This window comes from Sphaerotilus montanus (genome assembly GCF_013410775.1).
Classification (GTDB): domain Bacteria; phylum Pseudomonadota; class Gammaproteobacteria; order Burkholderiales; family Burkholderiaceae_C; genus Sphaerotilus; species Sphaerotilus montanus.
Genome location: NZ_JACCFH010000001.1, coordinates 3,297,929 through 3,312,139, shown reverse-complemented (window position 1 = coordinate 3,312,139; position 14,211 = coordinate 3,297,929). Strand labels below are relative to the sequence as shown.

Genomic DNA, 14,211 nt, shown 5'->3' with positions numbered 1-14,211 from the left:
ATCGACCCCAATGCTGTCAATCATCTTATGTCTTATATAAGACATCTTGTAGAACAGCGTTGCAGCACGGCACAGCGATGTGCTGCAATCTCGCCCATGTGCCCTCCCGCGTCCTCGTCCGCGCCCTCCCCGCCTGCCGATCCGGCCGGCGACAGCACGCCCGCCTTCAGCCCGCTCTACCAGCAGATCAAGACGCTGATCATGCGCGGCATGCAGTCGGGCGAGTGGAAACCGGGCGAGGCGATCCCGAGCGAGCTGGAGCTGGCGGCGCGTTTCCGGGTCAGCCAGGGCACCGTGCGTAAGGCTATCGACGAGTTGGCAGCCGAGAATCTGCTGGTTCGACGCCAAGGCAAGGGCACCTTCGTGGCCACCCACAGCGAAGAGAAGATCCAGTATCGATTTCTGCGACTGCAGCCGGAAGGTGGCTCAGATCCGGTGCCGATGCAGCGCCAGTTCCTGGACTGCCGACGCATTCCCGCGCCAGCCGATGTGGCGAAAGCCCTGTCGCTGCGGGCGGGCGAGATGGCGGTGGAAATCCGCCGCACGCTCTCGCAGAGCGGTTGCCCGATCGTGCTGGACGACATCTGGCTGCCGGCCCAGCTCTTCACCGGGCTGACCGCACAGCGCATGGGTGACTACAAGGGGCCGCTGTACGGCCTGTTCGAATCCGAGTTCGGAGTACGCATGATCCGGGCCGAGGAGAAGATCAGGGCAGTGGCAGCCGACGCGGAAGTGGCCGGTGTGCTGGGCATCGAGGCAGGCAGTCCGCTGCTGAGCGTCGAGCGCCTGTCGTTCACCTACGGCGACAAGCCGGTGGAGTTGCGCCGAGGCTTCTACAACACCTCGACACACCACTACCGCAACGAGCTGAGTTGAAAAGATGTGGGCCGGACCTCCCGCGAGGGTGTTTGGCCTGCTGCATTGCAATAAAATTCGACGGTTTCTTCGTCATTACAAAGGCATCTCATGGCAGACACCATCAAGCAGCGGCCAGGCCCGATGCGTCTGATCGACGCGACCCAGTACCGACTTCCCGTCGCGGCACAGTTGTCCATCCTGCACCGCGCCAGCGGCATCGTGATGTTCCTGCTGCTGCCGTTCATCGTCTGGATGTTCGACACCAGCGTCAGCTCGGAAGTCTCGTACGGCACCTTCACGTCGGTCTTCACGGCCGGCTGGGGGTTCCTGCCGGACTGGTTCGTCAAGCTGGTGGTGCTGGCCCTGATCTGGTCGTACCTGCACCACTTCTGCGCCGGTGTCCGCCACCTGTGGATGGACGCCACCCACAGCGTCTCCAAGGAACAGGGCCGCTCGTCCGCCGTCGTCAGCTTCGCGCTGAGCCTGACGCTGACCGCAGCCCTCGGTGCCAAGCTGTTCGGCCTGTATTGACCTGACAAGACAAGAGACCACAAGGCGAATTCCCACCATGTCCATTAATTACGGTTCGAAGCGCATCGTCACCGGTGCGCACTACGGTCTGCGCGACTGGCTCGCGCAGCGCATCACCGCGGTGCTGATGGCGCTGTTCACCATCGCCCTGCTCGCGCAGGTCCTCTTCGGCGGCCCGCTGGGCTATGACCGCTGGTCGGCGATCTTCTCGTCGCAGTGGATGAAGACGCTGACCTTCGTGCTGATCGTCTCGCTGGCGTGGCACGCCTGGGTCGGCATGCGCGACATCTTCATGGACTACGTGACCCGCTCGCTCGGGCTGCGGCTCGCGCTGCAGGTGTTCACGCTGGTCTGGCTCGTCGGCTGTGCCGGCTGGGCGGTGCAAGTTCTCTGGAGACTCTGATGGCGTCCATCGCTACTTCTGCCGGTTACACCGGCTCCCTGCCGCGCCGCAAGTTCGACGTGGTCATCGTCGGCGCCGGTGGTTCGGGCATGCGTGCCTCGCTGCAGCTGGCGCGCGCCGGCCTGAACGTGGCCGTGCTGTCCAAGGTCTTCCCGACCCGCTCGCACACCGTCGCCGCACAGGGTGGCGTCGGTGCGTCGCTGGGCAACATGTCGGAAGACAACTGGCACTACCACTTCTACGACACCGTCAAGGGCTCCGACTGGCTGGGCGACCAGGACGCGATCGAGTTCATGTGCCGCGAAGCACCGAAGGTCGTGTACGAGCTGGAACACTTCGGCATGCCGTTCGACCGCAACGCCGACGGCACCATCTACCAGCGCCCGTTCGGCGGCCACACGGCGAACTATGGTGAAAAGCCCGTCCAGCGCGCCTGCGCCGCCGCCGACCGCACTGGTCACGCGATGCTGCACACGCTCTACCAGCAGAACGTCAAGTCGCGCACCCAGTTCTTCGTCGAATGGATGGCACTTGACCTGATCCGCGACGCCGAAGGCGACGTGGTCGGCGTGACCGCACTGGAAATGGAAACCGGTGACGTCTACATCATGGAGGCCAAGAGCGTGCTGCTGGCCACCGGTGGTGCCGGCCGCATCTTCCAGGCCTCGACGAATGCCTTCATCAACACCGGCGACGGCCTCGGCATGGCGGCCCGCTCGGGCATCCCGCTGCAGGACATGGAGTTCTGGCAGTTCCACCCGACCGGCGTGTCCGGCGCGGGCGTGCTGCTGACCGAAGGCTGCCGCGGCGAAGGCGCGATCCTGCGCAACTCGAACGGCGAGCGCTTCATGGAGCGCTATGCCCCGACGCTGAAGGATCTGGCACCGCGTGACTTCGTCTCGCGCTGCATGGACCAGGAAATCAAGGAAGGTCGCGGCTGCGGTCCGAACAAGGACTACATCAACCTCGACATGACCCACCTGGGTGGCGACACCATCCTGAAGCGCCTGCCCTCGGTGTTCGAGATCGGCCACAACTTCGCCAACGTCGACATCACCAAGGAGCCGATCCCCGTGGTGCCGACCATCCATTACCAGATGGGTGGCATCCCGACCGGCATCACCGGTCAGGTCGTGACGACGAAGAACAACGTCAACACCGTCGTCAACGGCCTGTACGCGGTGGGCGAATGCTCGTGCGTCTCGGTGCACGGCGCCAACCGCCTGGGCACCAACTCGCTGCTGGACCTGCTGGTCTTCGGCAAGGCCGCCGGCAACCACATCATCGAGTCGTTCAAGGCGGCGCCGAAGTCGCACAAGGAACTGCCGAAGGACGCCGCCGACCGCTCGCTGGCCCGTCTGGCCCGCCTCGACAGCAGCACCACCGGCGAGTACGCGCAGGACGTCGCCAACGACATGCGCGCCGCGATGCAGCAGCACGCCAGCGTGTTCCGCACGCAGCAGATCATGGACGCGGGTGTCGTCAAGATCAACGCGCTGCGCGAGCGTGTGGCCCGTATCACGCTGAAGGACAAGTCCAAGGTCTTCAACACCGCCCGCATCGAAGCGCTGGAAGTCGACAACCTGATGGAAGCCGCGCAGGCCACGATGACCTCGGCCGCGGCCCGCAAGGAATGCCGCGGCGCGCACACGGTCAAGGACTACGAGCGCAGCGCCGATGACGCGCAGTTCCCGCTGGGCCGCAACGACAAGGAATGGATGAAGCACACCCTCTGGGACAGTGCCACCAACTCGCTGTCGTACAAGCCTGTCAACCTCAAGCCGCTGACGGTGGATTCGGTTCCGCCCAAGGTCCGCACCTTCTAAGACGCCCAGCGAAGTCAGCAGACAAGAGAACACACCATGGCCAAGCGCACATTCCAGATCTACCGCTACGACCCCGACAAGGATGCCAAGCCCTACATGCAGTCGATCGACGTCGAACTCGACGGCAACGAGCGCATGCTGCTGGACGCCCTGAACAAGCTCAAGGCGGTCGATCCTTCGCTGAGCTTCCGCCGTTCGTGCCGCGAAGGCGTGTGCGGCTCGGACGCGATGAACATCAACGGCAAGAACGGTCTGGCTTGTCTCACCAACATGCGTGACCTGCCGGGCGTCGTCGTCCTGAAGCCGCTGCCGGGACTGCCGGTCATCCGCGACCTGATCGTGGACATGACCCAGTTCTTCAAGCAGTACAACTCGATCAAGCCCTATCTGGTCAACGACGATCCGCCGCCGGACAAGGAGCGTCTGCAGTCGCCCGAAGAGCGCGACGAGCTGAACGGTCTGTACGAGTGCATCCTGTGCGCGAGCTGCTCGACCAGCTGCCCGAGCTTCTGGTGGAACCCGGACAAGTTCGTCGGCCCGGCCGGTCTGCTGCAGGCCTACCGTTTCATCGCCGACAGCCGCGACCAGGACACCAGCGCCCGCCTGGACAACTTGGAAGACCCGTACCGTCTGTTCCGCTGCCACACGATCATGAACTGTGTGGATGTCTGTCCGAAGGGCCTGAATCCGACCAAGGCCATCGGCAAGATCAAGGAATTGATGATCCGCCGGGCCGTCTGACTCCCTGGTGCGCCATCCCGGTGCACCCTGGTCAGACCACTGAAAGTTGCGCAATGGACACTTTGCTTGATGAGCGAGCCCTCAGCAAGCTGCACTGGCGCTGCCGGCGCGGCCTGCTGGAAAACGATCTGTTCATCGAACGGTTCTTCGCCCGCCATGAATCCAGCCTGACTGTCCGACAGGCCCGGGGCCTGGAAGTTTTGATGGATCTTGCCGATAACGACCTGCTGGACCTGCTGTTGTGCCGGCGCGAGCCTGAAGGCGATCTGGATCAGCCAGACGTCAGGACCGTGCTGGACATGCTTCGGCAACGTCCTTGAGATCCGGGCAGGATCGAACCGATACAGACACTACTGACCTACCGAGGAAACAGCCATGATGACCCCCTCCGACGTGAAGGCCACCCTATCGTTCTCCGATGGCAGTGCCTCGATGGACCTGCCGCTCTACAAGGGAACGATCGGCCCGGACGTCATCGACATCCGCAAGCTCTACGCGCAGACCGGCAAGTTCACCTACGACCCGGGCTTCCTGTCGACGGCGTCGTGCAACTCGACCATCACCTACATCGACGGTGACAAGGGCGAGTTGCTGTACCGCGGCTACCCGATCGAGCAGCTCGCCGTCAACTGCGACTTCCTCGACACCTGCCACCTGCTGCTGTACGGGGATCTGCCGAACGCGGACCAGCGCACGGACTTCCACGGCCGCGTGACCAACCACACGATGGTCAACGAGCAGATGCAGTTCTTCCTGCGCGGCTTCCGTCGTGACGCGCACCCGATGGCCATCCTGACCGGTCTGGTCGGCGCGCTGTCGGCCTTCTACCACGACAGCACGGACATCAACAATCCGCAGCACCGTGACATCGCCGCGATCCGCCTGATCGCCAAGATGCCGACGCTGGTCGCGATGGCCTACAAGTACACGGTGGGCCAGCCCTACATGTACCCGCAGAACGACCTGTCCTATGCAGGCAACTTCATGCGGATGATGTTCGCCACGCCGTGCGAGACGTACAAGGTGAACCCGGTGATCGAGCGCGCGCTCGACCGCATCTTCATCCTGCACGCCGACCACGAGCAGAACGCCTCGACCTCCACCGTGCGCCTGTGCGGCTCGTCGGGCACCAACCCGTTCGCCGCCATCGCCGCGGGCGTGGCCTGTCTGTGGGGCCCGTCGCACGGCGGCGCCAACGAAGCCTGCCTGAACATGCTGGGCGACATCCAGAAGATGGGTGGCGTGGCCAAGGTCGGCGAGTTCATGAACCAGGTGAAGGACAAGAACTCCGGCGTCAAGCTGATGGGCTTCGGTCACCGCGTCTACAAGAACTACGATCCGCGTGCCAAGCTGATGCGCGAGACCTGCCACGAAGTGCTGGGCGAGCTCGGTCTGCAGAACGACCCGCTGTTCAAGCTGGCGATGGAACTCGAGAAGATCGCGCTGGAAGACGACTACTTCGTCGCCCGCAAGCTCTACCCGAACGTCGATTTCTACTCCGGCATCGTGCAGCGCGCCATCGGCATCCCGGTGCCGCTGTTCACCGCGATCTTCGCGCTGGCCCGCACGGTCGGCTGGATCGCGCAGCTCAACGAAATGATCGCCGACCCCGAGTACAAGATCGGCCGTCCGCGCCAGCTGTTCGTCGGCGCCGCACCCCGCGACGTGCCGCCGCTGTCGGCACGCTGATCCGGATCAGGCACCTCCGGGTGCCTTCCCTGCAGCACATGAGGCCCCGGACAGGGGCCTCTTCCGTTTTCACGGTCTGCCCGCAGCGGTGGATCAGAAACGGTAGCCGATGCGCAGGGCTCCCCAGTGGCGGCCCTGGATCACGATCGGTGCCGCCACTTCCTTGAGCAGCACGAAGTTGCCGCCGCCCATGTCACGGCGGTAGGTCTGCACGAGGAACGGTCGGCGGTTGCGGGCCGAGGCCAGTCCGGTGCGGTCGTTGAAGATGCGCCGGAAGCGGCTGTTGGCGGTGTTCCAGACCACGTCACCGGGGCGTTGCGGCTGACAGTAGATGCGGTTGTGGGTGGCCACATATCCGTTGCGGTCCACCGCGATGCAGTAGGCGACCTTGTCGCCCGCAGACAGCACCTGCTCCTGCACCTCGGGGAACAGCCGATCGGCCAGCGGCACGAACCGGGTCAGGAACTGGGGGGGAGCCGTCTGCGCGATCGGCTGGTACTGCTCGTCGAACAACGCCGGCAGATCGATCTGCCCGGCCGCCAGCGCCTTGTCCAGCATGCCCGTGATGCGCTGCGCAGCAGCCTGGGCCGAGCGGATCAGCGGCGTGTCCTCGGTCTCGACCCCGCAGCCGGCCAGCTCGTCGATGAGGCGCTCCGAGACCGAGAGGAAACGGTCGCTGCAATGCATGGCCGTGTCGAGCCCGCCGATCGCGCCCTGGATCTCCTTGCCCAGCGTCTCGGTCCTGTCGATCACCTCCTGGGCGATCGAACGGCTGGCTTCTGCCGCACCGTCGATGCGGTGCACCGCGGTCTCCACATCGGCGAAGGCCCGGTGGATCTGGCCTTGCCGGTCGGCCTGGGGATCGATGCGGATGTCGCGAGAAAACGCCTCGATGCGGCGATCAAGATCGTCCAGCGTGCTCATGATGGTGCGGGAAGACGACTCGACACGTCCCGCCAGATCCTTCACGGCATCGGCCACCACGCCGAAACCACGGCCCGCTTCCCCGGCCCGCTTGGCCTCGACCGAGGCGTTGAAGGCGACCAGCCGGGTCTGCAGCGCGATCTGGCCGATGTCGCCAGCAGCGCTGGCCACCTGGTGCAGCACCTCGACGATGCCCGTGACTTCGCGGGCGACCTGCTCGACCTGCTGCCGGGCACGGACCACCGCATCGCGGCTCTCCTGCGTGGCTTCGCCGATGGCTTGCTGGGTCTGCTGGACCCGGGCCAGATCGACGTTCAGGTGGGTCATCGCCTCCAGCTGGGCCGTGACAATCTTCTGCGTGTCCTCGATCACGCCGCGGGTCTCCGCGGCATCGCGGCCGATGTGCGAGACCTGCCGTGACAGCCGCTGAACGACATCGGACGGGCTGGTCGCCGCAGGGCCGGCATCGACCACCGGTGTCACTGCGGCAGGCCCTCGAGATCGGAGCAGGTTCAGCATGGCGGGTTCCTTGACACGAATTACCAGGTGCGCAGCTTGGCACGCAGGCGGGCGATGGACTGGCTGTGCAGCTGGCAGACACGGGACTCGGTGACCCCCAGGACGGCCGCGATTTCCTTGAGATTCATGTCCTCTTCGTAGTACATGCTCATCACGTACTGCTCACGCTCCGGCAGGTGCTTGATCGCCTCCACCAGGGCCTCGCGCATGCGCCGGTCGTTGAGCCGGGCCAGCGGATCGGCATCGCTGTCGACAACATGGCGATCGAGGTAGTCGCTCTCGCCTTCGTCGCCGCTCATGTCCTCAAGGTAGACCAGCTGCGTGCCGCGCACGCGGTTCAGCAGGTCCTGGTAATCCGTGAGCGACAGGCCCATCTCGACCGCGATTTCGCTCTCGTGCGGCGCGCGGCCCAGGCGCTGTTCCAGCCGGTGCACGGCCGCCTCGATGTCGCGCTGGTGCTTGCGGTTGCTGCGGCTCATCCAGTCGCCGCCTCGCAACTCGTCCAGCATGGCCCCGCGGATGCGCTGTGTCGCGAAGGTCTCGAACTGGACCCCCTGCTTCACGTCGAAGCGCGTGAGGGCATCGGTCAAGCCGATCATGCCGACCTGGATCAGATCGTCCAGTTCGACATTGGCCGGCAGCCGGGCAATCATCTGGTGCGCCAGACGCCGAACCAGCGAGCTGTATTGTTCCAGCATCTTGTTGGCTTCGAGTTGGCCCTTGGAGGTGTACATCAGGTGGCTCCGGATCGGTTCAGACCATCGGCTGCAAAAGGGGTGACGACGTCACCAGCGCCGGTCCACGGCGCCCCATCTCGGGCAGGACAAACGCCGCCGCTGCGCCCATGGAGGCCTCCATGAAGGCCATGAGCGAGGCCGGGGCCATCGCCGGCAGTGCCACGGTACGCGGATCGATGTCGACCGAATCGTGGCGGACCCCGCCGAAGAACAGCGCCGCACACTGGGCCAGCCGGTCCTTGACCAGCCGGATGCCGGCCGAGCCAGTCGCCGCACTCACCAGCAGGTCGTGCGACAGCCAGTCCACGCGCTGGGACAGCACTTTCAGGGCGGCATAGGCATGTGTCATCGAATCGGGCTGCTCGTCGCAGATGACGATGGGCCGTGGCCGGCTCAGCTGCAGCTCGCCGCGCCCGAACATCCGGGCCAGCTCGCTCGCAGAACCGTGCACGACCACCGCCTGGGACAGTGGTGCCGCATCGATCAGCGCCTGCAGGAAGGCCTGGGTGGAGCCGCTGGCATCGCTCCAGCGTGCGGGCAGTCCGCGGGCCGTCAGACTCGCGGTGCGGTCGGTCAGCACCTGGAGGCGGTCGGACAGATCCAGGCCCTGGTCGGGCAGATCAGCCTTCTGTCGCAGGGTGTCACGGACACCGGGGCGGGGGTCGCAGACATCGACCACCAGCGTGTAGAGACCGAGCTGATCCAGCGCAGCACAGATCTGGCGGATCAGCACCCCCTCGTGCGCGACGAACGGATTCGACACCACGGGAATGAAGCGCACGGTCCGGGTCGAGAACAGGCGACGCAGTCCATCGGCCTGGTCACCAGGTTGAGCACGACGTCCATCAGAAGGAAATGCCATCAGCGACTCCGTCGGCCGGTCCGGGCTCATGCGCCCAGTTCTCGCGAGGTGTAGCCACTGCGACGCAGCACCGTGCCCGTCGCCGTGCCGGAGCGCGCGAAGGTCATGCTCACGTCGCCGGGGCTCATGCGCCAGGCCTGGGAAGCGCTGCCGCGCAGGGCGCGCTGGACCAGCGTCTGGCTGTTCAGGTGGTGCCAGTCTTCCGGCACGCGCTGACCGGTGGAGACGGCCAGCACCTTGAGCCGGTGGCGGATCATGGCGTCCAGTGCCGGTCCGAGCTTCACCGCCTCGTCGAGCTTCGACAGGATGATGCCCTTGGCCTGGCTCGCCTTGTAGGCGGTGATCACGTCCTCGATCGTCTCGGCCTGCTGTGCGGCGTTGACCACCAGCACACGGTTGATGCTGCGGTGGGTCAGCATGTCCAGCAGGTCACGGGTGCGGGCATCGCGCTGGGCCAGGCCCGCGGTGTCGATGAGCACCATCTTCTTGCCGGAGAGCAGGTCGAGCAGGTCCTCCATCGCCGCGCGGTCGTGTGCCGTGTGGACCGGCACGCCGAGGATGCGGCCATAGGCACGCAGCTGCTCGTGGGCGCCGACGCGGTAGGCATCCAGCGTGATCAGACCCAGCTGCGACGGGCCGTGGCGGGTGGCAAAGGCCGTGGCGAGCTTGGCGGTGGAGGTGGTCTTGCCGACCCCGGTCGATCCGATCAGCGCGTAGACGCCGCCCTCGTCTTCCAGATCGGCCTCGTCCTCGCTGGTGAGCAGGTTGCGCTGCAGCACGTCGGTGACAGCGCCCAGCTCGTCGCCTTCTTCCGCCGGCATGCCATCGACGATTTCGCGCACCAGCGCTGGCGAGAAGCCGCACTCCAGCAGGCGGGTGCTCAGCTGGACCTGGCGCGGACTCTTCTGCAGCCGGTCCATGAACGCCATCATGGTGAAACGCTCCTCGATCAGGCTCTTCATCGAGCGGATCTCGGCCAGCATGTCCGCATCCGCCGAGGGGGACGAGGTGAGGTCGGGCTCGTCATCGAAGCCGTCGTCCGCTGGCGCTGCCGGGGCCGCACGCGCAGCCGGGCTCTCGACCGCAGTCGCCCGGCTGGCGGTCGGCAGGGTCGCCTTGGCCGGCGCCGAGGGATTCAGCAGGAACGGACGGATCGACGCTTCGTCCGCGGCCGCGGCAACTGGCGCAGACGCTTCGGTGCGGCCACTGTCGGGTGGCAACGACCAGTCGCCATAGGTGGGCTCGGCCGCAGAAGCGGCACGCCCGGTCAGTGGCGCACGCCGCTGGTCGTTGCGGGCCTCGGGGCGGACCGCTGGCGTGCGGGAATCGGGTTCGGGCTCGGGGGCACTGGTCCCGTCACGGGCACTCAGCTCGGCCTTGCGCTTCTTGAGCATGCGCTCGCGGACATAGTCCTGGAACGACAGCGTGCTCATGGCCAGCGTGCCCACGTCCTCCTGCACCGGCGTGGCCGACGGTTCTGGCGCTGCGGGCACGGGCACGGGAGCGGCACGGGCGGGTGCCGGGGCCGGCGCCTTCGGTGCGGCGGGCGCGACCATCGAACGGGGCGCTGTTCTGGCAGCGGCCTGGGGAGCAGGCGCCAGGGGAGCTGCAGGAGCTGCGGGGGCCGCAGGCGCATCGTGCCGGTCCAGGGCGTCGATGCTTTCGGAGGGCATCGCCACGACTTCGACCCCATCGCTGCTGGGCTTGGTCGACAGGATCACCGCATTGTCGCCGAAGGTCTGACGCACTTTCTGCATCGCTTCGCGCGAGTTGCGCCCGAAAAAGCGCTTCACATTCATGAGTGTGCTCCGATGATCGAACCGATGCGGATCGAGTGGGTGTCAGGTATTTCGCTGTGCGCCAGCACCTTCAGGCGTGGCGCGGCACGGCGCAGCAGGCGGGACAGGGACGGGCGCAGGGGGTCTGGGACCAGCAGGCAGGCGGCCTGCCCGAGGTCTTCCTGGCGACGGGCCGCGTCGAAGGCACCGCGGCTGAGCTGGTCGGCGACGCTCGGATCGAGCACGGGACCGTTCACCGCAGTCAGCGCCTGCGTCAGCAGCCGCTCCAGCTCGGGCTCCAGCGCGATCACGTCCAGCTCGCGCTGCGTGCCGTAGATCTGCTGCACGATGGCCGGCGCCAGGGCCACCCGCAGACGGCGGGACAGCTCGACCGGATCGGTCACGCCAGCGGCCGACTGTTCGGCCAGCGATTCGACGATCGAGCGCATGTCGCGGATGTGCACGCCTTCTTCCAGCAGCGACTGGAGGATTTTCTGCAGAGGGACGATGCCAATCATCTTGGGGATCACGTCTTCGATGAGTTTGGGTGCCAGCTTGGTCACGTGCTCGACCAGCGCCTGGGTTTCGGTGCGGCCCAGCAAACGGGCCGCGTGTTGTTGCATCAAGTGTGAAAGATGGGTCGCCACGACGGTCGAGGAATCAACAACGGTGTACCCGGCCATTTGGGCGGTTTCTCGCTGGCGCTCGTCCACCCACACCGCGGGCAACCCGAAGGCCGGATCGACGGTGGTCTGGCCCTGCAGGGCCAGCTGCACATTGCCGGGATTGATGGCCAGGAACATGCCCGGATAGGCCTCGCCCTCGCCCATGACGGCCCCGCGCAGCGTCAGGCGGTACATGCTGGGCTTGAGTTCGAGGTTGTCGCGGATGTGCACGGAAGGCGGCAGGAACCCCACCTCCTGCGCAAACTTCTTGCGCACGCCCTTGATGCGGTTGAGCAGATCGCCGCCCCGCTCCTTGTCCACCAGCGCGATCAGGCGGTAGCCGACCTCCATGCCGAGCGTGTCGACCGGCTGCAGGTCGTCCCAGCTGGCCTCGTCGCCGAGCGCACGGCTGGCCGGGGCCTCCGCATCCGCGAGACTGGCCGCCTCGGCCGCCGCCAGCACCGCACCGCGGCCCCGCATGGTGTAGGCCAGATAGCCCAGCCCGCCCGCCACCGACAGGAACACCAGGTGCGGCATGCCCGGCACCAGGCCCAGCATGCCGATGACCGCTGCCGTCATGCCCACGGCCTGCGGCGTGCGGAACATCTGGCCGATGATCTGGGTGCCGACGTCCTGCTCCTTGCCCACGCGGGACACCACCATGGCCGCCGCCACCGAGATCAGCAGGCTGGGGATCTGCGCCACCAGCGCGTCGCCCACCGCCAGCAGCACGTAGGTGCTCGCCGCGGCCGATGCCGTCAGATCGTGCTGCGCCACGCCGATGATGAAGCCGCCGATGATGTTGATGACCAGGATCAGGATGCCGGCGATGGCGTCGCCGCGCACGAACTTGGACGCACCGTCCATCGAGCCGAAGAACTCCGCCTCGTTGCCGACCTCGATGCGGCGGCGCTTGGCCTCCTTCTCGTCGATCAGGCCGGCGTTCAGGTCGGCGTCGATCGCCATCTGCTTGCCGGGCATGGCGTCCAGCGTGAAGCGCGCACCGACCTCGGCGATCCGCTCGGCCCCCTTGGTCACCACGACGAAGTTGATGACCACCAGGATCGCGAAGACGATGAAGCCGACCGCGAAGTTGCCGCCGATCAGGAAGTGCCCGAAGGACTCGATCACCGCACCGGCCGCCCCCGGGCCGGTGTGGCCTTCGAGCAGCACGACCCGGCTCGACGCCACGTTCAGCGACAGCCGCATCAGCGTCGTCAGCAGCAGCACCGACGGGAAGGCCGCGAAGTCCAGCGGCCGCACCATGTAGGAGGCCACCACCATCACCATCAGCGCCGTGGCGATGTTGAAGGTGAACAGCAGGTCCAGCAGGAAGGTGGGCAGCGGCAGCACCATCATGGCCAGGACCATGATGATCATCACCGGGGCGGCCATGCCCTGGATCAGGGCCGAATTGGCGCCGAAGAGGCGCTGCAGGTTCTGGAGCTGGGCGTTCATGGCGTGGGCGCGGAGGCGCCGCCCTTGCGGGCGACATGCCGGTTGTGGCGGGGATCGGCCGGATCAAGCTCCGGCGGCACGGGGACCAGATCCAGCGAATTCGGGTAGGGGGCACGGCCGGCCATCGCCTCGCGCAGGCGGAACACGTGGGCCAGCACCTGCGCCACGGCGCTGTAGAGCGCCACGGGGATCTCGCGGTCCAGTTCGGTCGTGGCGTAGAGCGCACGGGCCAGCGGCGGCGCTTCCAGCACCGGCACCCGCGAGGCGGTCGCCAGTTCGCGGATCTTCATCGCCACCTGGTCCGTGCCCTTGGCGACGACCTTGGGCGCGCCGCCGCCGTCCTCGCTGTACTGGATGGCCACGGCATAGTGGGTCGGGTTCATCACGACCAGGTCGGCCGTCGGCACCGCGGCCATCATCCGGCGGCGCGAGGCCTCGCGCATGCGCTGGCGCAGGCGGCCCTTGATCTCCGGGTTGCCCTCCTGCTGCTTGTGTTCGTCCTTGACGTCCTGGTGGCTCATCTTGAGCTTCGAGGCGTGCAGGAAGCGCTGCAGCGGCAGGTCGATCACCGCGAACAGCGCCAGCACCAGCACCAGCTGCCACAGGCCGGACAGGATCTGGCTGCCCGCCTCGTTGAACGCCGCGCTCAGCTCGACCGACTGGCTGCGCACGAAATCATCCCGGTGCCCCCACATCCACAGCGCCCCCACCACCGCCAGCAGCAGCGCCAGCACGCAGGACTTGAGCGTGTCGCTCAGCTTGTCCTTGGAGAACAGATTGACCAGGCCCGTGAGCGGGTTGAGCTTGCCGAAGTTCGGCGCCATCACCTTCATCGTGAACACCCAGCCACCCGACACCATGGAAGCGACCACCGACACGACACAGACCACGCTGCCCAGGAACAGGCTGAGCAGCAGCAGATCGGGCACCACCGAGGACAGCCGCTCGGCCATGAAGGCCGGGCTGGCCACCGTCGCCGCGTCGAAGCGCAAGGCCGCGGCCAGCAGGTCGCGCAGGCGCTGCGTGACCGAAGGCGCCACCGACGAGATCACGCCCAGGCAGGCCGCCACCACCACGAAATGCCCGAGGTCCCGCGAGCGCACCACCTGGCCTTCGGCACGCGCCTTCTTCAGGCGCTGCTCGGTGGCGGGTAGTTGCTTGTCTTGGGAACTGTCGCCGGACATCGGAAGGAGGACTCTGGAAAGGGGGCGTCGGAGGAA

The 14,211-nt window shown here is 66.4% G+C and carries 13 protein-coding genes; 7 read left to right on the top strand and 6 right to left on the bottom strand.

The window, feature by feature from the left end:
* The first annotated feature begins 96 nt into the window (after positions 1 to 96).
* The 7 genes from BDD16_RS15160 to gltA all read left to right on the top strand — a co-directional run bounded on the left by BDD16_RS15160 (position 97) and on the right by gltA (position 6,048).
* Entirely contained in the window at positions 97 to 876 is a 780-nt protein-coding gene (locus BDD16_RS15160) for a GntR family transcriptional regulator (RefSeq protein ID WP_179634716.1), read from the top strand.
* A 90-nt stretch (positions 877 to 966) separates the two neighbouring features.
* On the top strand, positions 967 to 1,389 hold the full coding sequence (sdhC, locus tag BDD16_RS15155) for a succinate dehydrogenase, cytochrome b556 subunit (RefSeq protein WP_179634715.1): 423 nt from the start codon (positions 967 to 969) through the stop codon (positions 1,387 to 1,389).
* A gap of 37 nt (positions 1,390 to 1,426) precedes the next feature.
* Positions 1,427 to 1,792: a succinate dehydrogenase, hydrophobic membrane anchor protein gene (gene sdhD / locus BDD16_RS15150; protein WP_179634714.1), complete on the top strand. Its 366-nt coding sequence runs from the start codon at positions 1,427 to 1,429 to the stop codon at positions 1,790 to 1,792.
* Positions 1,792 to 3,618, top strand: a complete 1,827-nt coding sequence (sdhA, locus tag BDD16_RS15145) for a succinate dehydrogenase flavoprotein subunit (protein WP_179634713.1) — start codon at positions 1,792 to 1,794, stop codon at positions 3,616 to 3,618. Before sdhD ends, sdhA begins: the two co-directional genes overlap by 1 nt.
* Positions 3,619 to 3,654: 36 nt before the next feature.
* On the top strand, positions 3,655 to 4,359 hold the full coding sequence (locus BDD16_RS15140; RefSeq protein ID WP_179634712.1) for a succinate dehydrogenase iron-sulfur subunit: 705 nt from the start codon (positions 3,655 to 3,657) through the stop codon (positions 4,357 to 4,359).
* 53 nt (positions 4,360 to 4,412) lie between these two features.
* Entirely contained in the window at positions 4,413 to 4,679 is a 267-nt protein-coding gene (locus BDD16_RS15135; RefSeq protein WP_179634711.1) for an FAD assembly factor SdhE, read from the top strand.
* 58 nt (positions 4,680 to 4,737) lie between these two features.
* Positions 4,738 to 6,048: a citrate synthase gene (gltA, locus tag BDD16_RS15130; protein ID WP_179636175.1), complete on the top strand. Its 1,311-nt coding sequence runs from the start codon at positions 4,738 to 4,740 to the stop codon at positions 6,046 to 6,048.
* Positions 6,049 to 6,141: 93 nt separating this feature from the next.
* Here gltA and BDD16_RS15125 read toward each other — a convergent pair whose 3' ends face one another.
* The 6 genes from BDD16_RS15125 to flhB are packed head-to-tail and all read right to left on the bottom strand — an operon-like array spanning position 6,142 to position 14,175.
* Positions 6,142 to 7,491, bottom strand: coding sequence for a methyl-accepting chemotaxis protein (locus BDD16_RS15125; protein WP_179634710.1), 1,350 nt, complete (start codon positions 7,489 to 7,491; stop codon positions 6,142 to 6,144).
* A 20-nt stretch (positions 7,492 to 7,511) separates the two neighbouring features.
* The gene (locus BDD16_RS15120; RefSeq protein ID WP_179634709.1) at positions 7,512 to 8,225 is read right to left on the bottom strand and encodes an RNA polymerase sigma factor FliA; all 714 of its coding nucleotides are present in this window, start codon (positions 8,223 to 8,225) and stop codon (positions 7,512 to 7,514) included.
* Positions 8,226 to 8,244: 19 nt separating this feature from the next.
* Positions 8,245 to 9,090 (bottom strand): flagellar biosynthesis protein, encoded by an 846-nt coding sequence (locus BDD16_RS15115; protein WP_179634708.1) that lies wholly within the window; start codon positions 9,088 to 9,090, stop codon positions 8,245 to 8,247.
* A 26-nt stretch (positions 9,091 to 9,116) separates the two neighbouring features.
* A complete protein-coding gene (flhF, locus tag BDD16_RS15110; RefSeq protein WP_179634707.1) occupies positions 9,117 to 10,889 on the bottom strand; it encodes a flagellar biosynthesis GTPase FlhF in 1,773 nt (590 codons plus the stop codon).
* Positions 10,886 to 12,991 (bottom strand): flagellar biosynthesis protein FlhA, encoded by a 2,106-nt coding sequence (gene flhA, locus BDD16_RS15105; RefSeq protein WP_179634706.1) that lies wholly within the window; start codon positions 12,989 to 12,991, stop codon positions 10,886 to 10,888. Before flhA ends, flhF begins: the two co-directional genes overlap by 4 nt.
* Entirely contained in the window at positions 12,988 to 14,175 is a 1,188-nt protein-coding gene (gene flhB / locus BDD16_RS15100; protein ID WP_179634705.1) for a flagellar biosynthesis protein FlhB, read from the bottom strand. Before flhB ends, flhA begins: the two co-directional genes overlap by 4 nt.
* Positions 14,176 to 14,211: the final 36 nt, after the last annotated feature.